The 24,710-nt window shown below is 71.4% G+C and carries 25 protein-coding genes; 10 read left to right on the top strand and 15 right to left on the bottom strand.

What is annotated here, in order from left to right; all coding sequences use genetic code 11:
- Positions 1–157 precede the first annotated feature (157 nt).
- The gene (locus ACFRCG_RS43300; RefSeq protein ID WP_380042090.1) at positions 158–493 is read left to right on the top strand and encodes a hypothetical protein; all 336 of its coding nucleotides are present in this window, start codon (positions 158–160) and stop codon (positions 491–493) included.
- A 28-nt stretch (positions 494–521) separates the two neighbouring features.
- Here the strand turns inward: ACFRCG_RS43300 and ACFRCG_RS43305 are convergent, their stop codons facing one another.
- Entirely contained in the window at positions 522–1,823 is a 1,302-nt protein-coding gene (locus tag ACFRCG_RS43305) for an MFS transporter (RefSeq protein ID WP_380042092.1), read from the bottom strand.
- Positions 1,824–1,886: 63 nt separating this feature from the next.
- On the opposite strand from ACFRCG_RS43305, the gene ACFRCG_RS43310 reads away from it, so the two are divergent.
- From ACFRCG_RS43310 to ACFRCG_RS43320, 3 genes are all read left to right on the top strand, one after another.
- Entirely contained in the window at positions 1,887–2,834 is a 948-nt protein-coding gene (locus ACFRCG_RS43310; RefSeq protein WP_380042094.1) for a LysR substrate-binding domain-containing protein, read from the top strand.
- Between the two features lie 160 nt (positions 2,835–2,994).
- Positions 2,995–4,128, top strand: a complete 1,134-nt coding sequence (locus ACFRCG_RS43315; protein WP_380042096.1) for an adenosine deaminase — start codon at positions 2,995–2,997, stop codon at positions 4,126–4,128.
- Positions 4,129–4,312: 184 nt separating this feature from the next.
- Positions 4,313–4,762, top strand: coding sequence for a hypothetical protein (locus ACFRCG_RS43320; protein WP_380042098.1), 450 nt, complete (start codon positions 4,313–4,315; stop codon positions 4,760–4,762).
- Between the two features lie 186 nt (positions 4,763–4,948).
- Here ACFRCG_RS43320 and ACFRCG_RS43325 read toward each other — a convergent pair whose 3' ends face one another.
- The 5 genes from ACFRCG_RS43325 to ACFRCG_RS43345 all read right to left on the bottom strand — a co-directional run bounded on the left by ACFRCG_RS43325 (position 4,949) and on the right by ACFRCG_RS43345 (position 9,434).
- Positions 4,949–5,983, bottom strand: coding sequence for a trypsin-like serine peptidase (locus tag ACFRCG_RS43325; RefSeq protein ID WP_380042100.1), 1,035 nt, complete (start codon positions 5,981–5,983; stop codon positions 4,949–4,951).
- Between the two features lie 132 nt (positions 5,984–6,115).
- Positions 6,116–6,310 (bottom strand): PspC domain-containing protein, encoded by a 195-nt coding sequence (locus ACFRCG_RS43330; RefSeq protein WP_380042102.1) that lies wholly within the window; start codon positions 6,308–6,310, stop codon positions 6,116–6,118.
- 99 nt (positions 6,311–6,409) lie between these two features.
- Complete coding sequence (locus ACFRCG_RS43335; RefSeq protein WP_380042104.1) at positions 6,410–7,090, bottom strand: hypothetical protein; 681 nt, start codon at positions 7,088–7,090, stop codon at positions 6,410–6,412.
- Entirely contained in the window at positions 7,087–8,700 is a 1,614-nt protein-coding gene (locus ACFRCG_RS43340) for an ATP-binding protein (protein ID WP_380042147.1), read from the bottom strand. The genes ACFRCG_RS43335 and ACFRCG_RS43340 overlap by 4 nt, the downstream gene beginning before the upstream one ends.
- A gap of 56 nt (positions 8,701–8,756) precedes the next feature.
- A complete protein-coding gene (locus ACFRCG_RS43345) occupies positions 8,757–9,434 on the bottom strand; it encodes a response regulator transcription factor (RefSeq protein ID WP_174861367.1) in 678 nt (225 codons plus the stop codon).
- A gap of 166 nt (positions 9,435–9,600) precedes the next feature.
- Here ACFRCG_RS43345 and ACFRCG_RS43350 point away from each other — a divergent pair, with 166 nt between their 5' ends.
- The 5 genes from ACFRCG_RS43350 (at position 9,601) to ACFRCG_RS43370 (ending at position 13,029) form a co-directional block, all read left to right on the top strand.
- Positions 9,601–10,224 carry a SigE family RNA polymerase sigma factor gene (locus ACFRCG_RS43350; protein WP_380042106.1) on the top strand — a complete coding sequence of 208 codons (624 nt, stop codon included), beginning with the start codon at positions 9,601–9,603 and terminating at the stop codon, positions 10,222–10,224.
- Positions 10,225–10,568: 344 nt separating this feature from the next.
- Entirely contained in the window at positions 10,569–10,898 is a 330-nt protein-coding gene (locus tag ACFRCG_RS43355; RefSeq protein ID WP_380042108.1) for a hypothetical protein, read from the top strand.
- A 106-nt stretch (positions 10,899–11,004) separates the two neighbouring features.
- Positions 11,005–11,697: a hypothetical protein gene (locus ACFRCG_RS43360; RefSeq protein WP_380042110.1), complete on the top strand. Its 693-nt coding sequence runs from the start codon at positions 11,005–11,007 to the stop codon at positions 11,695–11,697.
- Positions 11,694–12,716, top strand: coding sequence for an endonuclease/exonuclease/phosphatase family protein (locus ACFRCG_RS43365; protein WP_380042112.1), 1,023 nt, complete (start codon positions 11,694–11,696; stop codon positions 12,714–12,716). Before ACFRCG_RS43360 ends, ACFRCG_RS43365 begins: the two co-directional genes overlap by 4 nt.
- A gap of 154 nt (positions 12,717–12,870) precedes the next feature.
- Positions 12,871–13,029, top strand: a complete 159-nt coding sequence (locus ACFRCG_RS43370; RefSeq protein ID WP_380042114.1) for a hypothetical protein — start codon at positions 12,871–12,873, stop codon at positions 13,027–13,029.
- Between the two features lie 167 nt (positions 13,030–13,196).
- Here the strand turns inward: ACFRCG_RS43370 and ACFRCG_RS43375 are convergent, their stop codons facing one another.
- From ACFRCG_RS43375 to deoC, 3 genes are read right to left on the bottom strand one after another with little or no spacing between them, the layout of a single operon-like run.
- Entirely contained in the window at positions 13,197–14,075 is an 879-nt protein-coding gene (locus ACFRCG_RS43375; RefSeq protein ID WP_380042116.1) for an aldehyde dehydrogenase family protein, read from the bottom strand.
- A complete protein-coding gene (locus tag ACFRCG_RS43380; RefSeq protein ID WP_380042118.1) occupies positions 14,068–15,531 on the bottom strand; it encodes an aldehyde dehydrogenase family protein in 1,464 nt (487 codons plus the stop codon). The genes ACFRCG_RS43375 and ACFRCG_RS43380 overlap by 8 nt, the downstream gene beginning before the upstream one ends.
- A gap of 5 nt (positions 15,532–15,536) precedes the next feature.
- Complete coding sequence (gene deoC, locus ACFRCG_RS43385) at positions 15,537–16,511, bottom strand: deoxyribose-phosphate aldolase (RefSeq protein ID WP_380005181.1); 975 nt, start codon at positions 16,509–16,511, stop codon at positions 15,537–15,539.
- A gap of 126 nt (positions 16,512–16,637) precedes the next feature.
- Between deoC and ACFRCG_RS43390 the strand changes: the two genes are divergently transcribed.
- A complete protein-coding gene (locus ACFRCG_RS43390; protein WP_380042120.1) occupies positions 16,638–17,225 on the top strand; it encodes a PH domain-containing protein in 588 nt (195 codons plus the stop codon).
- A gap of 131 nt (positions 17,226–17,356) precedes the next feature.
- On the opposite strand, the gene ACFRCG_RS43395 is transcribed toward ACFRCG_RS43390, so the two are convergent.
- The 6 genes from ACFRCG_RS43395 to ACFRCG_RS43420 form a co-directional block, all read right to left on the bottom strand.
- Positions 17,357–18,643, bottom strand: a complete 1,287-nt coding sequence (locus ACFRCG_RS43395; RefSeq protein ID WP_380042122.1) for a thymidine phosphorylase — start codon at positions 18,641–18,643, stop codon at positions 17,357–17,359.
- A 57-nt stretch (positions 18,644–18,700) separates the two neighbouring features.
- On the bottom strand, positions 18,701–19,090 hold the full coding sequence (locus ACFRCG_RS43400) for a cytidine deaminase (protein WP_126637490.1): 390 nt from the start codon (positions 19,088–19,090) through the stop codon (positions 18,701–18,703).
- A gap of 5 nt (positions 19,091–19,095) precedes the next feature.
- Complete coding sequence (locus tag ACFRCG_RS43405; RefSeq protein ID WP_380042124.1) at positions 19,096–20,412, bottom strand: ABC transporter permease; 1,317 nt, start codon at positions 20,410–20,412, stop codon at positions 19,096–19,098.
- Between the two features lie 29 nt (positions 20,413–20,441).
- On the bottom strand, positions 20,442–21,755 hold the full coding sequence (locus ACFRCG_RS43410) for an ABC transporter permease (RefSeq protein WP_380042126.1): 1,314 nt from the start codon (positions 21,753–21,755) through the stop codon (positions 20,442–20,444).
- Positions 21,752–23,365: an ABC transporter ATP-binding protein gene (locus ACFRCG_RS43415; RefSeq protein WP_380042128.1), complete on the bottom strand. Its 1,614-nt coding sequence runs from the start codon at positions 23,363–23,365 to the stop codon at positions 21,752–21,754. Before ACFRCG_RS43415 ends, ACFRCG_RS43410 begins: the two co-directional genes overlap by 4 nt.
- Before the next feature lie 126 nt (positions 23,366–23,491).
- Positions 23,492–24,601: a BMP family protein gene (locus tag ACFRCG_RS43420; RefSeq protein ID WP_380042130.1), complete on the bottom strand. Its 1,110-nt coding sequence runs from the start codon at positions 24,599–24,601 to the stop codon at positions 23,492–23,494.
- Positions 24,602–24,710: the final 109 nt, after the last annotated feature.

Genomic DNA, 24,710 nt, shown 5'->3' on the forward strand with positions numbered 1-24,710 from the left:
GCCGCCCCGCCCCACGCGCTTCCACCCCGACCCGGACCCGCCCGGGATCGTGTAGTACTTGCGTACGGGTTTGGTCTGGCCCTCGGGGCGGATGTGCGCGGGGGGTCCGCCGGCGGATGGTGGGTACGTCGGCAGAACCCATTCCCGAGAGGTCGTCATGAGCACCCCGTTCCGCTTTTCCGCACCCGGCACCCACCGTCCGCGGCAGGTCTTGCGGTGGGCGATGGCCGGGCGGTCGATCCCCGCGCTGACGAGCTTCGTGGGCGGCGTCCTGCTGCTGCCGGTGCTCGTCGCGGGCTTGGCCTACGCGTTCGGCTCGGACGCCGCGAGCGCCCTCATGCACACCCTCACGCCGGACACCGGTGTCGGCGGCGGCCCGGATCTCGGCGGCTCGTGGTCCGCTCCGATCGCGGGCGCGGCCCTGCTCGCGGTCGGTGCCCTGCTCGTGCTGTACGGCACCGGCCGACTGGTCCTGCGGCGCCGCGACCGCTGACCCGGTCACCGGGCCGCCGCGCGTCGGCTCAGGCCGTCGAGCGGGCGTGGGCGTGGGGCCGGCGCACCCGGGCCGGAGCCGGGGTCGGGGTCTTCGCCGGTCGGCCGCTCAGCCCCGTCGCCACCACGCCGGCGGCGGCCATCAGCACCAGCACGAGCAGTACCGCGCCGGTCCAGCCCCGACCGTGGAAGGCGACCCCGCCGACCGGCCCGCCCACGCTCGCGCCGAGGTAGTAGGCGGCCAGGTAGAGCGCGGACGCCTGCGCGCGACCCTCGCGGGCCCGCAGCCCGACCGCCGAACTGGCCGCCGAGTGGCCCGCGAAGAAGCCCGCCGTGAGCACGACGAGCCCGACCACGACCAGCGCCAGGTTGTCCGGCAGGGTCAGCAGCGCCCCCGTCGCGGTGATCGCCGCCGCCGTCCACAACGTGACCCGGTGCCCGAGCCGACCGACCAGTCGACCCGACGCGGCCGAACTGAACGTGCCCGCCAGGTAGATCACGAAGATCGCGCCGACCACCGTCTGCGGCAGCGCGAACGGCTCGGCGAGGAGCCGGTATCCGAGGTAGTTGTAGACCGTGCCGAAGGCGGCCATGAAGATCATGCCGAGCAGGTACAACCGGCGCAGCACCGGATCCGCGAGGTGCGACCGCAACACGCCGGTGAGCCGAGCCGCGGACATCGTCGACGGCGTGAAGTTGCGCGACGCGGGCAGCAGCGCCCGGAAGGCGATCGCCGAGCCGAGCGCCAACAGGCCCACCGCCACCAGCGCGATCCGCCAACCGCCCAGGTCCGAGGCCAGACCGGTGACCAACCGGCCGCCCATGCCGCCGATGCTGTTGCCCGCCACGTACAACCCCATGGCCGCGCCGAGCGAGGGCCGGTCGACCTCCTCCGCGAGGTACGCCATCGCGGTCGCGGGCAGCCCCGCGAGCGCCACGCCCTGCACCGCACGCAGCACGACCAGGGTGCCGAAGTCCGGGGCGAACGCGGCCAGTACGCCGAGCAGCGCGGCGGCGAACACCGAGACCGTCATCACCCGCGAGCGGCCCCACCGCTCGGAGATCATGCTCACCGGGATCACCGCGAGCGCGAGCGCACCGGTGGTCACCGAGACTGACAGGCTCGCCGTGGCCGGGTCCAGGTCGAAGCGGGCCGACAACTCCGGCAGCAGCGTCTGCGTCGCGTACAACATCGCGAAGGTGGAGAAGCCTGCGGCGAACAGCGCCAGGTTGACCCGGCGATACCCGCGCGAGCCGCGCGCGTGCCGGGTGGGTTCGGAGGTCGGGGCGGGGGTTGGGGCGGGGTCCGAAGCGGTGTTCGAGGCAGGCATGTCCACGAAACTAGACCGCGCGGTTTCATGCGTCCAATGCATGTTTCGGCGAGAATCCATGCTGTGACGTATGACAGCAGGTCGGCAGAGGTTTCCGAGGTCGCCGCGGCCATCGCGCCGCTGCTGACCCAGTTCGCCGCGGTCGCGCGGGAGGAGCACATCACCCGCGCGGCGGCCGGGTTGGGCATCCCGCAGCCCACCCTCAGTCGCACGATGGCCCGACTGGAGGCCGACGTGGGTGTGCCGCTGCTGGCCCGGACCGGGCGTGGCGTGGCGCTCACCCGGCAGGGCCACACGCTGCTCGGCTACGTGGAGCAGGCACTCGCCCTGCTCGAACGCGGCCTCGACGAGGTGATCGAGGACGCGGGCGAGACGCGTGGCAAGGTCGCCTTCGGGTTCCTGCACACGATGGGGCCGGAGGCGGTGCCCGAACTGCTGCGCGCGTTCCGGGTGGACCACCCCGGCATCCGCTTCCAGCTGGTCCAGGCGTCGGCGTCGGTGATGCTGGAGCGGATGCGGGCGGGCGAACTGGACCTGTGCCTGACCGCGCCGCTGCCCGACGCGCCCGACCTGGCCGTGCGCGCGCTGGACGATCAGCGGCTCTACCTGGTGGTGCCGGCCGACCATCGGCTCGCCGGCCGGCGGCGGGTGCGGTTGGCCGAGGCGGCCGAGGACGTGTTCGTCTGCATGGAACCGGGCTACGGGCTGCGCCGGATCACCGACGCGCTGTTCGCCGAGGCGGGGTTCGTCCCCAAGGTCGCGTTCGAGGGCGAGGAGACGGACACCCTGCGCGGTCTGGTCGCGGCGGGACTCGGCGTCGCCCTGCTGCCCGCGCCCGACACCCCGCGCCCGGGCACGGTGGATCTGACCGTCACCGCGCCGCGCGCCTTCCGCACCATCGGGCTCGCCTGGATGCCGAGTCGTCCGGAGACCGCGCCGGTACGGCTGTTCCGCGAATTCGTGCTCGGCCGCCGGGGTCGGCTGCTGCATCCGGATCCGGCCAACGGCTGAGTCCGGAGCGGGAGTTCGCGCCCCGTGCGAAGCCGCTGCGCAGGCCGTTTCGGGGACGGGTCGTGATCGCGGGCGCCGATCGGGCATCGCTCGCGCGCGTATGGCCGAATCTTCACGCGGTCGACACATGATCTACGCGCGTAGGCAGTAAAGTCCTTTCATGTCCAGCAGTCACCCGAACACGCCCGCTGTCTCGCCCACGGTCGAACAGATCCGGCGTGCCCCCAAAGTCCTGCTCCACGACCACCTAGACGGTGGGCTGCGTCCCGCCACGATCATCGAACTCGCGGCGGCCGTCGGCTACGACCGCCTGCCCACCACCGACCCCGACGCGCTCGGCACCTGGTTCCGCGAGGCGGCCGACTCCGGTTCGCTGGAGCGCTACCTGGAGACCTTCGACCACACCGTCGCGGTGATGCAGACCCGCGAGGGCCTGTTCCGGGTCGCCGCCGAGTGCGCCGAGGACCTGGCCGCCGACGGCGTGGTCTACGCCGAGATCCGCTACGCCCCCGAACAGCACCTTGAAGCGGGATTGACCCTGGACCAGGTCGTCGATGCGGTCGACGAGGGTTTCCGCGAGGGCGAGCGCCGCGCGGCGGCGGCCGGCAACCGGATCAGGGTCGGCGCGCTGCTCACCGCGATGCGGCACGCGGCCCGCTCGCTGGAGATCGCCGAACTCGCCAACCGGCACCGCGACCTGGGTGTCGTCGGCTTCGACATCGCCGGGGCCGAGGCGGGCTTCCCGCCCACGCGCCACCTCGACGCGTTCGAATACCTCAAGCGCGAGAACAACCACTTCACCATCCACGCCGGCGAGGCGTTCGGCCTGCCGTCGATCTGGCAGGCGCTCCAGTGGTGCGGCGCGGATCGGCTCGGCCACGGCGTGCGGATCATCGACGACATCACGGTCAAGGACGACGGCGGCGTCGAGTTGGGCCGACTCGCCGCGTACGTGCGCGACAAGCGCATCCCGCTGGAGATGTGCCCGACCTCGAACCTGCAAACGGGTGCGGCGACTTCGTACGCGGAACACCCGATCGGCCTACTGCGCCGGTTGTATTTCCGCGTCACGATCAACACCGACAACAGGCTGATGAGCGGCACGTCGATGACCCGGGAGTTCGAGCACCTGGTCGAGGCGTTCGGCTACGGCCTGGACGACCTGCAATGGTTCACCGTCAATGCGATGAAGAGCGCGTTCCTGCCCTTCGACGAACGCCTCGCGATGATCAACGAGGTGATCAAGCCGGGCTACGCCGCGCTCAGGTCGGAATGGCTGTTCGGCCGGAGCTGACCCCTGCGGGCGCGCCCGTCCGACCCGCCTCGCGGGCGCGCCCCACCCCCCGCCTCGGGACGAACGACCCGGCCCGCCGCGAAGGGGGCGTTTTGCGCATTCCGTATCCGGTTCGCTACCTTGCGGACTCACTTCGTTACGGGGTGTATGCCGCCCCGCCCGAATCGAGAAACCGAGGATGCACATGCGATCGGTAACGCGTAAGGCGGCCATCACGGCCGGGCTCGGCGCGGCAATCGCCGCGGGCGCGGCGGGTTCCGCGAGCGCCATGCCCGTGACCGACCTGGTCGACGAGTTGGCTCCGGCCGCCTCCACGGCACAGGCGGCCATGCCGGACGCCGCCGCGCCGTTCCCGCTGACCCAGGTCACCGACAAGCTCCCCGTCGGCCAGGCGCTCACCCCGGGCCACGCCCCCCTCGACGGCCTGGCGACCGGCGTGGCGCAGGGCATGGCCCGCGACATGGAGCACGGCATGGAGCAGGGCATGGCCCGCGACATGGAGCAGAACATGGGCAACACGGCGGCGCAGGGCGGCCCGGCCAAGGGTGGCCTGGGCTCGCCGCTCAACGCCCTGCCCACCGACAAGCTCACCGGCGCGGGCGGCACGTCGCCGCTGTCGAGCCTGCCGCTGTAGGTCGTCGCACCGGGTTCCGCCTTCGCCGCCGAGCCGGGTCGTCGCCGGGGAACCCGTTCGATCCCGCCGCCGCACGAGCCGTGTCCATCGCGTATCGATCCTGCGCGAGGACACGGCTTCGTCATACCCGGAGAACATCGAGGGCGTCGAGAGTGCCGAGCGCGGCCCGACCGGGCCGCGCCGCCGCTACAGCGAGTCGTACATGTCCTTCGCCACGTCGCCCAGATAGGGCCCGGTCATGGTGCGCGACCCGGGGGTGGTCACCCCGAGCGAGACATTGCTCACCAGCCGCAACTGACCGTCCACCTCGGTGAACCAGCCGCCGCCGGAGGATCCGCCGGTCATCGTGCAGCCCATCCACAACATGTCCGGCTGCGGCCAGCCGTCCTCGCGGAAGTCCGTGGTGGGCGACGAGCACGTGTAGAGCGCGGTGCCGTCGTAGGGGGTGTCACCCGGATAGCCGAACGACTGCACGCGAAGATGCCGGGGGGCGTTCCAGTACACGTCCGCCCCGGGCCCCACCGCCTCCTCCAGGGTCCTGCCCCCGCGCGAGTCGACGATGAAGGCGCCGTAGTCATACGGCGACGCGCTCGCGTCCTTGCCGTTCGGATCCGCGTTCTGCGCCCAGTGGTTGCTCACCGTGGTGCGCCGCGCCGGCCACCGCCCGTACGGTTCGCGCTCGGCCTGGGTGCGGCCCGCGCCGTTGTACCCGGGGACGAAGGTGACCCGGTCGTAGAAGTCCCCGTTGCGCCCACCGTGCAGGCAGTGCGCCGCCGTCCACACCATGTTGCCGCTCGGGTGGTGCACCACGGTGCCGCTGCACTCGGCGACGCCCTCGGGCATCCGGAAGAAGATCTTGCCGCGTATCGCCACCTCGGGCCGGGTGTACGGCGAGGCCACCCGGCGTGCCTCGATGGTCGGCGGTTGCCGGTAGTCCGCGACGGGGCTCTGCTGGTCCTGGTCGGGCAGTTCCGGTGCGGGCCGGCCCGGGGTGATCTCCGCGCCGCGCGGCTTGGCCTCGTCCTGCCGGTCCTGGTCCCAGAAGCCCCGCGTGTCCTCGACATCGCTGTCGCTGTACTGCCTGGAGTTCATCGCCTGCGTGCGCCCGGCCTTGACCGCCAGGGTGCCGCTCAGCACCAGGCCCACCAGCGTGACCAGCACGCCGGCGAACACCGACACGGTGACGATGAGGTTCTTGTTGTGTGCTGTACCCGGTTGCATGTCCCCGCCCCCCGACCGAGCGCCCGGCCCGGAGCCTCTCGGTCCCATCGGACCGCCCGATCGACCTGCCCGACCATCCGTTGATCGGATGATAGGCGCCGGCACGACCGGGGCGGGCGGCGTCCCGGGGGCTCAGTCCTGGGGCAGCAGGATCCACAGCGCGATGTAGAGCAGGAACTGCGGGCCCGGCAGCAGGCAGGAGAGCAGGAATGCCACCCGCACGGTGGTGGGCGACCAGCCCCAGCGGCGGGCGATGCCGGCGCAGACGCCGGCGATCCGGCGGCCGTGGCGCGGGCGACTGAGCCTGGGAGCGGTGATGGTGCTCATGACGGTCCTCCTCGATCCGACGGCGTCGTAGGCAACGTCGTCGTCCTTCGAAGGTAGGCCGGTCCCGGCCCGGGCACATCCGCCGCAGGACCCTGCCGGTCATCCGCCCTGGGGAGTAAGGGCCTTCCCGGAGGGGCGGGACGCCTGCGGCCAGTCCTTCTCGAACGCCGACGGCGGACCGGTGGGTTTGGTGCCGGTGCTCGGGGTCGCGGTGCTCTTGCGGCTGATGTCGAGATAGCTCTCGCACCGGTACTGCTCGGGCGCCGTGCGGCGGCCCGCGAGCAGCACCGTGTTGCCCCCGGACGCGCTCTGCAGCGTGCAGACCACCTGGCCCAGCGCGATGGTGGCCAGCGCGGCCAGCGGCGCGTCCAGCCGGAACAGGGTCGGCGGATCGCCCTCGCGCCGTTCCGCCGCGACCAGGCCGCCGGCCGGCAGCGCGGTGGTGTACCCGTCCAGCGCCTCGGCGTCGTTCGGGCCCAGGTGCAGCTCCTCCAGGAGCTGGTTGAGCTGATCGGTGCGCGGCCGGTCCGGGACCGCCTCGCTCGGTCGCAGCTGGAGCCGGCCGGCCCTGGGCAGGGCCTGGAGCCGGTTGTCCTTCACCAGATACACGATGTGCCGCTCCGAGCCCGGCAGCTGGCTCTGTACGGACGGCGCGGTCCGGTTGGCCGGCTTCCCGGCGCCGACCGGACCCTCGGTCGGCCGGATCCCGCAGGAGGTGAGCGCGGCGAGCACGCCGGTGGTCGCGAGGATCGCGATCGGAAGCCGCCGCCTGGGTCTCAACGCACGCCTCCTCGCTCGTCCCTGCCACCGGACGAGACATCACCGAGATCCGCGTCGGCCCGTTCGGCCCGAGCGGTACGACCACTGTGTTCGGCGTCCTCGGCTTCGAGGTCGGCATGCACCCCGTCGTCCTCGACACCCTCGTCCGGGTCGATTATCTCTTCGAGTTGCGGCGGCACCAGCGGCAGGCGCAGTGTGAACTTCGCCCCACCGCCGGGCATGTTCGACGCGAACGCGGTCCCGCCGTGGATGCGCGCGTTCTCCATCACGATGGACAGGCCCAGACCGCTGCCCTCGGAGCGGGCCCGCGAGCTGTCCGCCTTGTAGAAGCGGTCGAACACGTGCGGCAGTACGTCCTCGGGGATGCCGGGACCGGTGTCGGAGACGTCGATCACCAGGTCCTCCTCGATCGGCGAGTCGATCAGGCCGGGCAGCGCGAGGCGCGGCTCGCGGTGGATCTCCACGGTCACCGGGGAGCCGCCGTGTCGCAGCGCGTTGCCGACCAGGTTGGAGACCATCACGTCCAGCCGGCGCGGGTCCACCCGGGCCAGGATGCCGCGCGGGGCCCGCAGGTCCACCGCGTCCATCCAGGCCCGCGCGTCCAGGCACGCGGTGACCAGGTCGGTGATGTCGACCTCGTCGGCCACGAGCGCGGCGGTGCCCGCGTCGAAGCGGGAGACCTCCATCAGGTCCTCGACCAGCGTGGCGAGGCGTTCGATCTCGGCGACCACCAGGCGCGCGGCCGGCGCGCCCTGCTCGCCGAGGCTGTCCGCCTCCTCTTCGAGCAGTTCGCTGACCGCGGTCATCGCCGCGAGCGGGGTGCGCAGTTCGTGGGACACGTCGGCGACGAAGCGGCGCGAGGAGGACTCCAGGGCGCGCAGTTCGGCGACGCTGCGCTCCAGCTTCTCCGCGGCGTCGTTGAAGGTCCGGGACAGGTCGGCGAGTTCGTCCGAGCCGCGCACGTCGAGCCGGGTGTCCAGGCGCCCCGCGCCCAACTCGCGGGCGGCGAAGCCGAGTCGGCGCACCGGACGCAGGATGTGCCGGGCGGCGAACAGGGCGACCACCGCCGCCGCGCCGAGCGCGAGCAGGGTGCCGACGATCAGGTAGCGGGCCAGCGAGTTCAGGTCGGCCTGTTCGTCCTTGAGCGACTTGAACATGTAGCCGGTGGGGCCGTTGGGCACCACCCGGGTGCCGCCGACCAGGTACGGCTGGCCGTCGATGTCGATCCGCTGGAAGTACATGTGGAAGCCGCCGTTGTTGTCGGCGGTCTGCACGATGCGCTGGAGCTTGGCGGGCACCCGCTCCAGCGGGAAGCGGGAGGGGTTGGAGGCGACCGGGCGGCCGTCGGCGCCGACCAGGACCACCGAGTAGCCGAAGCTGCTCTCCCGCATCTGGTCCACGGCGGGACCCAGGTCGGCCTGGTCCGGGTTCTCCCGCAGTCCGGCCGAGACCCGGCCGAGGTTGTCCCGGAACTCGGTCAATACCGAGTCCTGCGCGCGCTCCAGGACGGCGTTACGGGTCAGCCAGTAGGCGATGCCGGAGGCGGCCACCGCGGCGATCAGCGCGACCAGTGCGAACGCGACGAGCACCCGAAATCGCAACGAACGCAGCTTCAGGGTCGGGGCGACCCGTCGGACGAACCTGCGGACGAGGGGCGGACGGGCCGTCACTGGGGCGGATCGAGACGGTAACCGACGCCCCGGACGGTGCGGATGAGCGTCGGCGCGGACGGGGTCTGCTCCACCTTGGCGCGCAGCCGCTGCACGCACGCGTCGACCAGGCGAGAGTCACCGAGGTAGTCGTGCTCCCACACCAGGCGAAGCAGCTGCTGGCGGGACAGTGCCTGGCCCGGGCGCCGACTCAGCTCGACCAGCAGGCGCAGCTCGGTCGGGGTGAGCTGAAGCTCCTCGCCGGCCTTGGTCACCGTCATCGCGTTGCGATCGACCACCAGGTCGCCGAACACCGACGCGTCGGACACCTCACGTTCGCCGCGGCGCAGCACCGCGCGGATCCGGGCGTCCAGCACCCGCGGCTGGACCGGCTTGACCACGTAGTCGTCGGCGCCGGACTCCAGGCCGACCACCACGTCGATGTCGTCGTTGCGCGCGGTCAACAGGATGATCGGCAGCGAATCGGTGCGGCGGATCCGCCGGCACACCTCGAACCCGTCGATGCCCGGGAGCATCACGTCGAGCACGATCAGGTCGGGACGCTGCTCGCGCCACCGCTCCAGACCGGCCTCACCGGTGGCCGCGGTGACCACGCGATGGCCCTGGCGCCCCAGGGCGAGTTCGAGTCCGGTGCGTACGGACTCGTCATCCTCGATAAGCAGCAGGTAGGGCACGCAGGCCATTGTGTCTGACGTCACGGCTGGGAAGAACACGGGGAGCCCCCTTCCGGTTCGCCGCCCGAGGTCGCTGTTGCATACCTGTGACAGCTCGCCGACCTGACGATGAAGCCCGCCCAGCAGGCTGTACATCGTGAACGAGCGCCGAGCCGGGGGAGAAGTCATGCAGACCAGGACGCAGTCGCAGGTCATCCGCAAGGACAACCGTCGTACCGTCGTCGCCCTCGCCCCGCTGCCCAAGAACGCGCGTAGCACCGCGTGCACGGAGAGTGTCGACGACGAATTCACGGCGTACGTCAGGGAGCGCCGGTCGGCGCTGTTCGCCACCGCGTACCACCTCACCGGTGACCGCAACGAGGCCGAGGACCTGTTGCAGAGCGCGCTGATGAGCACGTACCAGGCGTGGGGTCGGATCCAGGACAAGGCCGCGCTCGGCGGCTACCTGCGGCGGACGATGACCAACCTGCACATATCCGCCTGGCGGCGGCGCCGGATCAACGAGTACCCCTCGGAGGAGCTGCCCGAGCGTCCGGACGGTTCCGACTCGATGGGCGACACCGAGCTGCGCGCGGTGTTGTGGCGGGCGCTGGCCAAGCTGCCCGAGCCGCAGCGCACGATGCTGGTGCTGCGCTACTACGAGGGTCGGACCGACCCCGAGGTGGCCGAGGTGCTGGGGTGCAGCGTCGGCACGGTCAAGTCGAGCATCTGGCGCGCGTTGCGCCGGCTGCGCGAGGACGACGCGCTGAGCTTCGGCGCGGACGAGGCCTTCGCCGAGCTGGTCGCCTGAGCGATTCGCTCTTCTCGTCCCTTCGCGCCCGACCGGGTGCGGTCGTTCGCTCGCCCGCGGCTTCCGATCCGCGCCGCTCTTCCACTGTGCAGTTGTTCCGCGTCCGTGCGGTTGTCCGTGTCGTCGTCCACATGGCCGGCGACCTCGTCGATCCCGTTCGCTCCCCCGGTCGTGTCGGTCTCATCGGCAGGGACGGCGGATGGGGCTGTGACGGTTCCGTCGAATTTCCGTCGGGTTCGATGCGGATTCGGGACACGAGCGTGCGGGGCGCCGAATTGCGTTCGGCGTAGTCGAGTGGCTACGTTGCGTGGTCAATCCCCCAGTCGACCGGGAAGGGCCACCCCATGTCCTCCGTTCTCCGCACGATCGCCGCGACCTCTCTCGGCGCCGCCGCCGCGTTCGGCCTCGCCGGGAGCGCCACGGCCTCGCCCCTCGCGCCCGAGGCGATGTCCCGGCCCGACGTGGCCGCGGCCGGCACCGGTGCCGCCGCCGCGACCGAGGCGGTGCTCGGCGTCGTGCAGCGCACGCAACTCAATCCGATGAACGGCGGCGGTCTGAACCCGCTGTCCAACAGTGTCGGCACCGACGTCGGCGACACGCCGGTCGGCACCGACATGGTCACCGGCGACCTCGCCCGGGGCATGACCGTGCAGCAGGCCCTCGACAAGCTCTGAGTCGTCCGAGCCGGACGCCGGGCGCCGCGCACGGGGGCGCTCTCCCGCCGCAGCGCCGAGGCCCGTCTACCCTGAGCCGCGAACGTGGCCACGGGGAGGCATTCGGATGCGGCAGGAAACGGATCGTCTGCGGGAGCCGGCGGCATGGACGCTGGTCGGTTTTCTGGCACTGCGGTTGGCGGTCGACGCGCTGCGCGTCCTGTTCGGCGTCGGATCGGGCGTGGACGGCTTTCGGGCGCGCGCCTACGGCGGCCAGTCGACGCTGCTCGACGCCCTCACTCCGGTGCTGCTCGCCGCCGCGGTGCTCCTGGTGACCCATGCCGGGCGGCCCACGCCGCGGGCCCGGGTGATCACCCGGACGGCGCTCGGGGTGCTCGCCGCACAGGGCGTCGTGGGGCTCACCGCGGCCCTGGGCGCGCTCGCCTACGACGGCGGCGGCTTCGCCCACATCCCGGCCGGAGCGCGAGTGGAACAGAGCGCGCTGAACGTGGGCGTGCTGATGCTGTTCGCGTTGTGCGCCTACTTCCTGATCGTGGTGCTCGGCGCGCCGAGCCCGCCGACGGTCACCCGCGGCCGCTCGCTGCCGCCGCAGGAGTGGCCCTCGTACGGACGTGACACGACCGCCGCGGGAGCGCCGATCGTGACCCACCCGGCGTCGACCGGGCAATATCCGGCGACCGGGGCGCACACCGCCGCCACGACCGCCGTCGACGCCGACTCGACCGGCGGGGTGGGCGTGGTGCCGCCGCGACCGACGACCCCGCCGCCCGCGCAGGGTCCCGGGCGGACCGAAGCGTGACCGCCGACGTCGAGGAGGAACCGGCGGAGGGTATTCCGGCGCCGCCTCGACTGTGGCGGCTGCGCCGCCGGTCGCGCGCCCTCGGGCGGTGCGTGGTCGGCCTGCTCTTCGCCGGTGCCGTGCTGGTGACCGGTGCCCGACTGCTCGTCTTCGACGCGATGTGGCCGGTCGCGATCGTGACGGTGTTCGCCCCCTACGCGGCGGCGACCTCGGTGGTCGTGCTGCTCGGGGCGGCCGTGTTGCGGATGCGGATCACCCTGCTCGTCGCGCTGGGCCTGGTCGTCGTCCACACCCTGTGGATGTTGCCGCGCCTGACCCCGGCCGGCGCGCCCGCTCCGGGCGGTACCCGGGTGCGGGTGATGACCGCCAACGCCTACTTCGGCACCGCCGACGCGGCGCGGATCACCGCGCTGGTGGTACGCGAGCGGGTGGACGTACTGGCCGTGCAGGAGTTGACCCCCGAGTTGGCGGCGGGCCTGGACCGGGCCGGGTTGACCCGGGAACTGCCGTACAGCGCAGGTCACGGCGAGCCGGGCGCGAGCGGGCTGGCGATCTACGCACGCCGGCCGCTGACCGACGCGCGGCTGTTGCCGGAGCGGACCACGATGCCGATGCCCGGCGCCACTGTGGAGATCGACGGACACCGGATTCGGCTCCAGGGCGTGCACACCATTCCGCCGATGCGCGGGCAGGCCGGGAAGTGGGCCCACGACATGGACGCGCTGCGCCGCGAGGCGGAGCACCGCACACTGCCGACGATCTTCCTGGGCGACTTCAACGCGACGCTCGACAACGCCTCGTTCCGCGCGCTGACCGACACCGGGCTGCGGGACGCGCACGAGGAGCGTGGGCGGGGGTTGACCCGCACCTGGCCGATGGCCCACTTCCACGGGCTGCCGCCGCTGTTCGGGATCGACCATGTGCTGGTGGCGGGCGGGATCGATGTGGTGTCGGTGTCCGAACACCGGGTGCCACGTACCGATCACGCCGCGGTGATCGCCGAGTTGGCGCTGCGCTGAGCCGCGCCGGGTGTTCGTCAAGATCCCGTCAGAAACGCCCCCACCTGCGTCGATACCACGTCAAGAGGGACCGGCGGGCGACTTCGGGGGCCTAGCGTCGGGTGTCGGGGGCACCGTGCTCGACGTGCCCCGCGCACCTTCGAGGATTGATCACATGTCCGCTCTGCTCGCCCTCTTCGCCGTCGTCGTGATCGCCCGCGTCCTGGCCACGTGGAAGTTGTCCGGGTCGTTCGCCCGACGTCCGACCGGTTCGGCCGACCCCGCGACGGGCGGCGGCAGCGGCACCCGCGCCGACAGTGTGCTCGCCGCCTGAGGCCCGATCGACGTGAACCGCGACCCGAAAACAACCAGCGGGCCCGTCCCCCACGTCGGGTGACAGGCCCGCCGCACACGCCGCCGGACCGCGAGCCGCCGGCACGGAATCCGCCGGCCTGAAAACCACCGGCGCGGAACCCGTGGGGTCGCGTCGGTGGGTCGGGGTCAGTGGCCGGTCGGGTGCCAGACCGTGCGGATTTCGGTGAATGCCAGCATCCGCGCGGTGCCCGGGTCCGTCGTCCAGTCCGGCTCCTTGGCACCGGGGCGCAGCACCCGCTTGAGGTTGTCCGCCGCCGCGATCTCCAGGTCGCGCGCCGACGCGACGCCCGCGTCCGGCGCGACGCCGGTCAGGTCGATCGCGTTGACGTCCTGGTGGGACGCGAGCGTCGGGGCGATCTCCGCCGGATGTCCGGTGAGGATGTTGACCACCCCGCCCGGCAGGTCGGAGACCGCCAGCACCTCGGCGAAGGACAGCGCGGGCAGCGCCGAGGCGCCGGCCGCGAGCACGACGGCGGTGTTGCCGGTGGCGATCACCGGCGCGACCGCGCTCGTCAGGCCGAGCAGCGAGGAGCGCTGCGAGGCGATCACCGCGACTACGCCGGTGGGCTCGGGCGTCGACCAGTTCGCGAACGGCCCGGCGACCGGGTTGGCGCCGCCGGCGACCTGGGCGAGCTTGTCGGTCCACCCGGCGTACCAGACCCAGCGGTCCACGGCCGCGTCCACGGCCGCGAGCGCCTTCGTCCGGTTGACGCCCTCGGCGGCGGCGACCTCGGTCGCGAACTGCTCGCGCCGACCCTCCAGCATCTCGGCGATCCGGTACAGGATCTGGCCCCGGTTGTACGCGGTGGCGCCCGACCAGCCCGGGAACGCCTTGCGCGCGGCGACCACCGCGTCGCGGGCGTCCTTGCGGCTGCCGCGCGGGGCGTTGGCCAGGGTCCGGCCCTTGCTGTCGGTCACCGCGTACACCCGCCCGCTCTCGGACCGGGGGAACTTGCCCCCGACGTACAGCTTGTAGGTCTTCAACACCTCAAGGCGCTCAGACATCGAGGTAGGCCTCCAGCCCGTGGCGGCCACCCTCGCGGCCGAAGCCCGACTCCTTGTACCCGCCGAACGGCGAGGCCGGGTCGAACTTGTTGAACGTGTTGGTCCACACGACGCCCGCCCGCAGCCGCTGCGCGGTCCACAGGGCCTTGGCGCCCTTCTCCGTCCACACCCCGGCGGACAGGCCGTACGCGGTGTTGTTGGCCTTCTCCACGGCCTCGGCGGGGGTGCGGAAGGTCTGTACGGTCAGCACCGGGCCGAAGATCTCGTCCCTGGCGATCCGGTGCGCCTGGGTGACGCCGGTGAACACCGTCGGCGGGAACCAGAAGCCCCGACCCGGCAGCTCGCCGGCCAGGGACCAGCGCTCGGCGCCCTCGGCCTCGCCCGCCGCGACCAGTTCCCGGATCCGGGAGAGCTGCGCGGCCGAGTTGATCGCGCCGACGTCGGTGTTCTTGTCCAGCGGGTCGCCCACGCGCAGCGTCTTGATCCGCCGGGTCAGGCTCGCGAGCAGCTCATCGGCGACCGACTCCTGCACGAGCAGTCGGGAGCCGGCGCAGCAGACCTGGCCGCCGTTGAAGAAGATGCCCTCGATGATGCCGTCGACGGCGGAGTCGATCGCCGCGTCGTCGTAGACGATGTTCGCGGCCTTGCCGCCCAGCTCCAGGGTGACCCGCTTGCGGGTGCCCGCGATCGTGCGGGCGATCTCCTTGCCCACGGCGGTCGAGCCGGTGAACGCGACCTTGTCCACGTCGGGGTGGGCGATCAGCGCGCGCCCGGTCTCGCCGGCGCCGGTGACGATGTTCACCACACCGTTCGGCAGCCCGGCCTCGACGCAGATCTCGGCGAAGCGCAGCGCGGTCAGCGGGGTGGTCTCGGCCGGCTTGAGCACCACGGTGTTGCCGCACGCGAGGGCCGGCGCCACCTTCCAGGCCAGCATCAGCAGCGGGAAGTTCCACGGGATGACCTGAGCGGCCACGCCGATCGGCTTCGGGTCCGGCCCACTGTGCTCGTTGGTGCGGCTCCGCCACAACCCCGCGTGCGCGAGCTTGTCCGCCCAGCCCGCGTAGTGGAAGAAGTGCGCCGCGACCAGCGGGATGTCCACGTCGCGCGACTCGCGGATCGGCTTGCCGTTGTCGATCGACTCCAGCACGGCCAACTCGCGGGCGTGCTCCTGGATCAGCCGGGCGATCCGGAACAGGTACTTGGCGCGCTGCGCGCCGGGCAGCGCCGACCACGACTTGAACGCCTTGCGCGCGGCCTTGACCGCGCGGTCCACGTCCGCGTCGCCGCCGACCGCGATCTCGGCCAGCACCTCCTCGGTGGCCGGGTTCACCGTCTTGAGCCGGCCGCCGTCCGCCGCCTCGGCGAAGGTGCCGTCGATGAACAGCCCGTATGCCGGGGCGATGTCGACGATCGCGCGCGACTCGGGCGCGGGCGCGTACTCGAATGGGTTGCCCATGGCTGTCAGTCCACCGTCACGTAGTCGGGGCCGGAGTAGCGGCCCGTGGCCAGCTTCTGGCGCTGCATCAGGAGGTCGTTGAGCAGGCTGGAGGCGCCGAGCCGGAACCAGTCGGGGTCCAGCCAGTCGGAGCCGACCGTCTCGTTGACCAGGACGAGGTACTTCATCGCGTCCTTGGTGGTGCGGATCCCGCCGGCGGGCTTGACGCCCACCTGGCGACCGGTCGCCTCGCGGAAGTCGCGGACCGCCTGGAGCATCACCAGCGTCACCGGCAGTGTCGCGTTGACCGCGACCTTGCCCGTGGACGTCTTGATGAAATCGGCGCCCGCGAGCATCGCCAGCCACGACGCGCGGCGAACGTTGTCGTACGTCGACAGTTCACCGGTCTCCAGAATCACCTTGAGGTGGGCGCTGCCGCCGCCCGCGGCCTCGCCGCGCGCGCAGGCGGCCTTGACCGCGACGATCTCGTCGAAGACGTCGCGGTAGCGGCCGGCCAGGAACGCGCCGCGGTCGATGACCATGTCGATCTCGTCCGCGCCGGCGGCGACCGCGTAGGCCACGTCGGCGAGCTTGACGTCGAGCGAGGCGCGCCCGGACGGGAACGCGGTGGCGACCGCGGCGACGTGTACGCCCGAATCACCGAGCGCGGCCTTGGCCTCGGCGACCAGGTCGCCGTAGACGCAGATCGCGGCGGGTCGGGGGGCGTCGGGGGCGCCCGGGTCCGGATGCAGCGCCTTGGCGCACAGGGACCGGACCTTGCCCGGGGTGTCGGCACCTTCCAATGTGGTCAGGTCGATCATCCGGATGGCGAGGTCGATCGCGGCGACCTTCGCATCCGTCTTGATCGAGCGGGTGGCGAGCATCGCTGCCCGCGCTTCGGTTCCGACCCTGTCGACGCCGGGAAGCCCGTGCAGGAAGCGTCGAAGGGCCGCTTCGGACGAGGTGACCTCGGCCGGATCGGCGAGAATTGCAGACGGCATGCTCACAAGACGAGCATATCTACTCGCGTAGCGTCCCAGCCGGCGGTCCGGTCGAGGCAAAGTGCCGAGGCGATCGACGCCCGGGCATCGACACCCGCGCGCCGTCGTGAGGCACAATCACCGGTCATGAGCAGCGACGAGGACATCACCACGTACCGCTCCCGACCGGCGATGGCCGTCGGGGTGCTTCTGATCGCCGTCGGGCTGTGGATGGTGATCGACACGTTGATCCGCGGCGACGGGGACACCAAGTGGCTCGCGATCGCCGTCGTGGTCTTCTTCGCGATCCTGGTGGTCGCGCTCACGCTGCGCTCGGCGGTGCTGGTCGGGCCGGAGCGGTTGGTGATCCGCAACCCCTTCCGGACCATCGTGGTGCCGTGGGGCGCGGTGGAGCGGGTGCGCGCCGAATACTCGATCGAGGTGCGCGCGGACGACAGGTCGTTCTACATCTGGGCGATCCCGGTCTCGCTGCGCGAACGCAAGCGCGCGCTGCGGCAGCAGGGCCGCGCCGCCGCCGAGGACCCGTACGGCCGCGGCGGCGCGCACGACCTGCCCCAGCTCTCCCACGCCGACCAGGTGGTGGACGACCTGCGCGGGATGAGCGAGCAGTTCGCCAAGGCGTCCACCGGCCCGGTGCGGGTGCACTGGTCGCCGGAGATCCTCGGCGGCCTGGCCGTGTCGGGCATCGCCTCGGTGCTGCTGGGCCTGCTGTAGGGCCGGATTTCCCGCCTGTGCCGAGCGCCGCGGCGCTCGGCACAGGCACGCACCGGGTCGATCCCGGAGCGCACGCGAGCGGCCCTCGACCCACCCGGGTCGAGGGCCGCTCGCGTGGGCGTACCGAAGCGTCAGGCCGTCGGGCCGATCCGGTCGATCAGGATCGGGGTCGGCTCGAACGTGGTGCCCGTCGGGGCGATCGTGACCGCGTCGGACAGGATCTCGGTCGCGTACTCGAAGCGCTCCGGGGTGTCGGTGTGCAGCGTCAGCAGGGACTGACCGGCGACCACCGTGTCGCCCGGCTTGGCGTGCAGTTCGACGCCCGCGCCCGCCTGGACCTGCTCCTCCTTGCGGGCCCGACCCGCGCCCAGGCGCCAGGCCGAGACGCCGACCGCGTAGGCGTCGAGCCGGGTCAGCACGCCGGACGAGGCGGCGGTGACCACCCGCGTCTCGCGCGCGACCGGCAGCTTGGCGTCCGGGTCGCCGCCCTGGGCCCGGATCATCCGCCGCCACACGTCCATCGCCGAGCCGTCGCGCAGCGCGTCGGCCGGGTCGATCCGGGTCTGCCCGGCCGCCGCCAGCATCTCCCGGGCCAGCGCCACGGTCAGCTCGACCACGTCCGCCGGACCGCCGCCGGCCAGCACCTCGACCGACTCGCGGACTTCGAGGGCGTTGCCCGCGGTCAGGCCGAGGGGGGTGGACATGTCGGTCAGCAGCGCGACCGTCTTGACCCCGTGGTCCACACCCAGCCGCACCATGGTGCGGGCCAGTTCGCGCGCGTTGTCCAGGTCCTTCATGAACGCGCCCGAGCCGACCTTGACGTCGAGCACCAGCGCGCCGGTGCCCTCGGCGATCTTCTTGCTCATGATCGAGCTGGCGATCAGCGGGATCGCCTCGACCGTGCCGGTCACATCGCGCAGCGCGTACAGCTTCTTGTCGGCCGGGGCCAGACCGTCGCCCGCCGCGCATATCACCGCGCCGACGTCCTCCAGCACCCGCAACATCGCGTCGTTGGACAGCGCCGCCCGCCACCCGGGGATGGCCTCCAGCTTGTCCAGCGTGCCGCCGGTGTGGCCGAGGCCACGACCGGACAGCTGCGGCACCGCGACGCCGCACGCGGCGACGAGCGGGGCCAGCGGCAGGGTGATCTTGTCGCCCACCCCGCCGGTGGAGTGTTTGTCGGCGGTGGGCCGGGACAACGTCGAGAAGTCCATCCGCTCGCCCGAGGCGATCATCGCGTCGGTCCAGCGGTTGATCTCGGTCGCGTTCATCCCGTTGAGCAGGATGGCCATCGCGAGCGCCGACATCTGCTCGTCCGCGACCTCGCCGCGGGTGTACGCATCGACCACCCAGTCGATCTGAGCCGCCGTCAGTTCACCGCGGTCCCGCTTCGTTCGGATGACCGAAATCGCGTCCATGCCGTCCATTTCCTCTCGGCCGCCGAGGCGACCCGTTCGACTCACGAGCACACGGTGCTACGCGAGGTCCTCGGGCCCGAAGGCATCCGGCAGGATCTCCCGCAACGGCCGTATACCGTGCTTGGTTTCCAGCAACATCCCGGGACCGCCGTGCTCCCACAGCAGTTGCCGGCAGCGCCCACAGGGCATCAGTACCGCACCCTCGCCGTCCACGCAGCAAAACGCCACGAGCCGGCCGCCCCCGCTCGCGTGCAGCGCGGATACCAGACCGCACTCCGCGCACAGCGTCAGGCCGTACGACGCGTTCTCCACGTTGCACCCGGACACGATCCGGCCGTCGTCGACCAGGGCCGAGGCGCCGACCGGATACTTCGAGTACGGCGCGTAGGCACCGCGCATCGCCGCCGTCGCCGCGTCCCGCAGCGCCGGCCAATCGATCTCCGACACGCCCGTCAGCCCTTCGTGTAGGGCTTGTTGGCCGCCGCCGGAGCGCGCACCTTGCCGACCAGACCGGCCACCGCGAAGATCGTCACCACGTACGGCATCATCTGCAGGAACTGGCTGGGGATCGACGTGTTCAGCGGCTGCAACGAGGTCGCGAGCGCGCTGGTGAAGCCGAACAGCAACGCCGCGGCCACCGCGCCCAGCGGACGCCAGCGCCCGAAGATGACCGCCGCGAGCGCGATGTAACCCGCGCCGGAGGTCATGTCCTTCGAGAAGGTGCCCACCGTGCCGATGGTCAGGAACGCGCCGCCGACACCGGCGATCGCGCCCGCCATGATCACGTTGCGGTAGCGGGTCGCGTTGACCTTGATGCCGACCGTGTCCGCCGCCGTGGGGTGCTCGCCCACCGCGCGGGCGCGCAGCCCCCAGCGGGTGTGGAACAGGCCCAGGTGCACGATCACGATCAGCGCGTACATCAGGTACACGATCACGTTCACGTCGAACAGGACCGGGCCGATCACCGGGATGTCGGCGAAGCCGGGGATCCGGATGTTGTCGAACACGCCCGGGTTGTTGTACTGCTCGGGGTCCTTTTGCAGCAGCTGTGTGTAGAGGAAGCCGGTGATGCCGGTGACCAGCAGGTTGATCACCACACCGAGGACGACCTGCTCGACGAGGTAGCGCACCGCGAAGACCGCGAGCAGCCCGCCGATCAGCGCGCCCGCGACCGCGCCCGCGACCAGCCCGGCCCACAACGACCCGGTCACCGAGCCGGTCAGCGCGGCGGCGAACGCGCCGAACAGGAACTGACCGTCGATGGCGATGTTGACCACGCCGGAGCGCTCGCCGATCACGCCCGCGAGCGCGCCGAGCACCAGCGGCACCGCGGCCAGCAGGGTGTTCTGCAAGGCGCCCGCGAAGGACATCTGCTTGCCCGCGACCGCCCACACCAGGAACGCGATCACGAACGCGATCAGGAACAGCGCGATGCTCAGCCGGGTGGCCAGGCGCGAGCGGTCGAAGGCGATCCGCAACCCGCCCGCGACCATGCACACCACGGACATCGCGATCGCCACACCGCGCGCGGGCAGCGACAGGTCGCCCACGTGGGTGGTGTCGCGGTTGGGCACGGTCATCCCGAAGACCGCGTCCTCACCGCTCGAGGTGCCGAAGCCGAACGCCCACAGCGCGTACAGGCCGACCAGGACGAAACCGATGCCCGTGATCAGGGCCTTCTTCCGGGCCGCGGCCCGCACCACGTCGGCGGCCTCGCCGGTGGGGTTCACCGGGGCCTCCACGTGGGGGGCGATCACGGTGTCCGCCACCTGCGTGTCTCCTTCGGGATTCCGCTCGGTCATGCCTGGACCCCCACGGTCTCCTTGGCGGCCAGCGGCCCGCCCTCGGCGCCCTTGCGGGCACCGCGCAGCCGGAAGATCGAGCGCACCAGCGGCGGCGCCGCGACGAACAGCACGATCACGGCCTGGATGACGATGACGATGTCGACGGACACGTTCGCGGACGCCTGCATGACCGAACCGCCCGCGCGCAGCGCGCCGAACAGCAGCGCGGCCAGCACCGTGCCCAGCGGCTTGGTCCGACCGAGCAGGGCCACGGTGATCGCGTCGAAGCCGATGCCGGCGTCGATGCTCGGGGTCAGCGTGTGTGCCGGGTTGGTCGAGCTCATCACCTGCGAGACGCCGGCGAGACCGGCCATCGCACCGGCGATCACCATCGCCAGGATCTGCGCCCGGGCCACGCTCATCCCCGCCGTACGGGCCGCTTCCGGGTTGGAGCCCACCGCGCGCAGCTCGAACCCGAGCGTGGAGCGGTTGAGCAGCCACCAGTAGATCCCGGCCGCCAGCAGCGCCAGGATGATGCCGAAGTGGATCCGCAGGTTGTCGCCGAACAGGTTCGGCAACACCGCGTTGTCGTGCGCGTCCTTGCCGATCGGCTGCGACTGCCCGCCGCGCCGGAAGGTGTCGGTGGTCAGCAGCCAGCCGAGCAGCAGCACCGCGATGTGGTTGAGCATGATCGTGACGATCACCTCGTGCGCGCCGAAGCGGGCCTTGAGGACACCGGCGATGCCCGCGTACAGACCGCCGCCGATGATGCCGGCGAGGATCACGAACACCAGGTGGATCACCGGCGGCAGGTCGACGACGAACCCTACCCACGACGCGAAAACCGCGCCGGCGATGATCTGCCCCTGCGCACCGATGTTGAACAGCCCGGTGCGGAACGCGATCGAGACCGCGAGACCGCCGAAGATCAGCGGCGTGGCCTGGGTGATCGTCTCGGAGATCGGCCGGAAGTTGTCCTCGATCGAGCCGTCGGCGAACAGGTCCGGGTTCATGATCGAACCCTTGAACATCGCGCTGTAGGCGTCGGAGACCAGGCTCCACGAGGCGGAGAGCGCGTCGCCGGGGGCGGCGGTGAAGTACTTGTACTGGTCGAGCACGTCCTGGTCCGCGAGGATCATCAGGACGCCGCCGACCACCAGGGCGAGCAGGATGGCCAGGAAGGTCACCACGGCAGAGTTGCCGGTGATGATCGCGTCGAGCATCGCTCGGCCCAGGGACGGCTTGGGCGGCGCGGTCGCGCTCGCCCCGGTCGCCGCCGGCTTCGCCTCGCTCGGCTCGCCGGGCGTGCTCTTGTTGTCCTCGGTCACGCTGGGTCCTCCTCCCCCGGGGTTGCGTCGCTCTCGTTCGTCGTGGTCTCGACCGGCCCGGCCGGGGCCGTGTCGGCGCGGGTCGCTCCGGCGGCGTCGGCGTGCTCCGCGCCGGGCAGCACGCCGGCCATCAGCAGGCCCAGGTCGCCGCGCGAGGTGGTCGGCGAGACGATGTCCACGATCCGGCCGCGGTACATCACCGCGATCCGGTCGGCCAGCGCGACCACCTCGTCCAACTCGGTGGACACGATGATCACCGGGGTGCCCACGTCGCGCTCGGCCACGATCCGCTTGTGGATGAACTCCATCGCTCCCACGTCCACCCCTCGGGTGGGCTGCGAGGCGATGAACAGCCGCAGCGGGCGCGAGAGTTCGCGCGCGACGACGACCTTTTGCTGGTTGCCGCCGGACAACGTGCCGGCCGGCGAGTCGATGGTCTGGGTGCGGATGTCGAACTCCTCGACCCGCTTGCGCGCGTTGTCGCGAACCGCGCTCGGCACGATCGACCCGCGCCTGCCGAACGGCGCCTGGGTGACCATGTCCAGGACCAGGTTCTCGGCCACCGTGAAGTCGCCCACGATGCCGTCGTGCTGCCGGTCCTCGGGGACGAAGCCGACCCCGGAGCCGAGGATCTGCCGAGGGCTCATGCCCGCCAGGTCCTTGCCGTCCAGGCTGATCGAACCGGCCGCGGGGGTGCGCAGCCCCAGGATCGCCTGGGTCAGCTCGCTCTGGCCGTTGCCGTCCACGCCCGCGATGCCCAGGATCTCGCCCTCGCGCAGGCGCAGGTCGACCCGGTCCACCACGGCCTGCCCGTTGGCGTCGAGCACGGTCAGGTCGTTGACCTCCAGGCGCACCGCGCCCGGCTCGGCGTCGGTCTTGTCGACCACCAGCTTGACCGGCCGGCCGACCATCAGCGACGCGAGTTCCTTCTCCGAGGAGGCCGGGTCGGCGGTGCCGACGACCTTGCCGCGACGGATCACGGTGATCCGGTCGGCGACGGCCTTGACCTCTTTGAGCTTGTGCGTGATGAACACGATGGAGTGGCCGGACTCGCGCAGCGCGCGCATCACCCGGAACAGCTCCTCGGTCTCCTGGGGGGTGAGCACCGCGGTGGGCTCGTCCAGGATCAGCACCTTGGCGTCGCGCACCAGGGCCTTGAGGATCTCCACCCGCTGTTGCAGACCGACGGGAAGATCCTCGACCAGCATGTCCGGGTCGACCTTGAGGCCGTACTCGTCGACGAGGTCGAGCACCTTCTTGCGGGCCCGACGGCGGTCCAGCCAGCCCATCGGCTTGGTTTCCTCGTGGCCGAGCATGACGTTCTCGGCGACGGTGAAGACCGGGACCAGCATGAAGTGTTGGTGGACCATGCCGATGCCCGCGTCGATCGCGTCACCGGCGGTACGGAACTTGCGGGGGGTCCCGTCGACGACGATCTCGCCCTCGGTGGGCTCGTAGAGCCCGTAGAGCACGTTCATCAGGGTCGACTTGCCGGCACCGTTCTCACCGAGAAGGCAGTGGATCTCCCCCGGCTCGACGGTCAGGTCGATGTGGTCGTTGGCGACCAGCGACCCGAACCGTTTCGTGATTCCGCGCAGTTCGAGCTTCAACGCGGAGACCTCCTCGGCTACGCCCCCCGCGAGGGGCCACTACGGGTTCGACCCGGGTCCCTTCGGGGCCCGGGCGGTACGGACACGGGCGCCGCGGAATCGCTTCCGCGGCGCCCGATCGCCGAGTCAGCTCTTCGGCTGGTTCTTCGAGGTGATCTTGATCTTGCCGCTGACGATGTCGCCCTTGACCGCGGTCAGCTCGGACTTCAGGTCGGCGGGGACCTTCGCGTCGAAGTCGTGGAACGGGGCGAGGCCGACGCCGTTGTTGGCGAGGGTGCCGATGGTGGCCTTGGTGGTGAACTGGTTGTTCGCCGCGGCCTTGACCGCGTTGAACACCTGGGACTTGATGTCCTTGGTCACCGTGGACAAGAACACCGACTTGTACTGCGGGGCGCTCTCGTAGCCGTCCTGGTCGACCCAGATGACGCTCGCCTTGCCGCCGCTCTTCTGCACCGCGGAGGCCGCACCGAGACCGGTCTGGCCGGCGACCGGCATGATCACGTCGGCGCCCTGGGCGATGAAGTCGTTGGCGATGCGCTCACCGTCGGCCGGCGAGTCGAACTTGCCCGCGAGCGAGCCGTCGCCCTTGACGTCGTCCCAGCCGATGACCTGGACGTTCTTGCCCTTGACCTGGTTGTAGTACTTCACGCCCTGGACGTAGCCGTCCATGAACACCGTCACCGGCGGGATCGGCAGCGCGCCGAAGGTGGCGACCTTGCCGGATTTCGAGTAGCCCGCGGCGAGGTAGCCGCCGAGGAAGCCGGCCTCGGCCGTGTTGAACTCCAGGCCCTGGACGTTCGGCTCGATGCTGGACGAGTCGACGATCGCGAACTTCTGGTCCTTGTGCGTGGACGCGGCGGCCTTGGTCGCGTCGGCCATCAGGCCGCCGACCGCGACGATCAGCCCGCACTTGTCGTTCACGAGGCTGTTGAGGTTCGGCACGTAGTCGTTCTCGGTCTTCGAGGTGATGTACTTCACCTCGACGCCCAGCTCCTGCTTGGCCTGCTGCAGGCCCGCCCACGACGACGCGTTGAACGAACGGTCGTCGATGCCGCCGGTGTCCGTCACCATGCATGCCTTGAAGTCGATCTTCGCCGCCTGCGTCCCACCGGGGGTGGCGCTGGTGCCCGAATCCGACTTCTTGTCGTCCTTGGGCTTGCTACCGCACGCGGCGGTGGCGGTGAGGGCGAGAGTGACGCCGACCGCAGCCGCGGTCACCTTGGATACCCGGCGCACGGGTGTCTCCTTCCGATGAGCGCCCCTTCGGGCGCTGCTCCCAGATGCAGACTCTGACGCGCTTGGATCCCTGGTAAACGCGCGTAGACCTGCTAACCGTCGGAGAGCA

This window comes from Embleya sp. NPDC056575 (genome assembly GCF_042793325.1).
In the GTDB taxonomy this organism is placed as follows: Bacteria; Actinomycetota; Actinomycetes; order Streptomycetales; family Streptomycetaceae; genus Embleya.

Excerpts from the sequence above, each read along its gene's own strand:
- ACFRCG_RS43370 (WP_380042114.1), top strand. The coding sequence starts at position 12,871 with ATGTCCGCTCTGCTCGCCCTCTTCGCCGTCGTCGTGATCGCCCGCGTC.
- ACFRCG_RS43355 (WP_380042108.1), top strand. The coding sequence starts at position 10,569 with ATGTCCTCCGTTCTCCGCACGATCGCCGCGACCTCTCTCGGCGCCGCC.
- ACFRCG_RS43330 (WP_380042102.1), bottom strand. The coding sequence starts at position 6,310 with ATGAGCACCATCACCGCTCCCAGGCTCAGTCGCCCGCGCCACGGCCGC.
- ACFRCG_RS43375 (WP_380042116.1), bottom strand. The coding sequence starts at position 14,075 with ATGTCTGAGCGCCTTGAGGTGTTGAAGACCTACAAGCTGTACGTCGGG.
- ACFRCG_RS43300 (WP_380042090.1), top strand. The coding sequence starts at position 158 with ATGAGCACCCCGTTCCGCTTTTCCGCACCCGGCACCCACCGTCCGCGG.
- ACFRCG_RS43390 (WP_380042120.1), top strand. The coding sequence starts at position 16,638 with ATGAGCAGCGACGAGGACATCACCACGTACCGCTCCCGACCGGCGATG.
- ACFRCG_RS43305 (WP_380042092.1), bottom strand. The coding sequence starts at position 1,823 with ATGCCTGCCTCGAACACCGCTTCGGACCCCGCCCCAACCCCCGCCCCG.
- ACFRCG_RS43315 (WP_380042096.1), top strand. The coding sequence starts at position 2,995 with ATGTCCAGCAGTCACCCGAACACGCCCGCTGTCTCGCCCACGGTCGAA.
- ACFRCG_RS43380 (WP_380042118.1), bottom strand. The coding sequence starts at position 15,531 with ATGGGCAACCCATTCGAGTACGCGCCCGCGCCCGAGTCGCGCGCGATC.
- deoC (WP_380005181.1), bottom strand. The coding sequence starts at position 16,511 with ATGCCGTCTGCAATTCTCGCCGATCCGGCCGAGGTCACCTCGTCCGAA.
- ACFRCG_RS43320 (WP_380042098.1), top strand. The coding sequence starts at position 4,313 with ATGCGATCGGTAACGCGTAAGGCGGCCATCACGGCCGGGCTCGGCGCG.
- ACFRCG_RS43395 (WP_380042122.1), bottom strand. The coding sequence starts at position 18,643 with ATGGACGCGATTTCGGTCATCCGAACGAAGCGGGACCGCGGTGAACTG.
- ACFRCG_RS43360 (WP_380042110.1), top strand. The coding sequence starts at position 11,005 with ATGCGGCAGGAAACGGATCGTCTGCGGGAGCCGGCGGCATGGACGCTG.
- ACFRCG_RS43325 (WP_380042100.1), bottom strand. The coding sequence starts at position 5,983 with ATGCAACCGGGTACAGCACACAACAAGAACCTCATCGTCACCGTGTCG.
- ACFRCG_RS43350 (WP_380042106.1), top strand. The coding sequence starts at position 9,601 with ATGCAGACCAGGACGCAGTCGCAGGTCATCCGCAAGGACAACCGTCGT.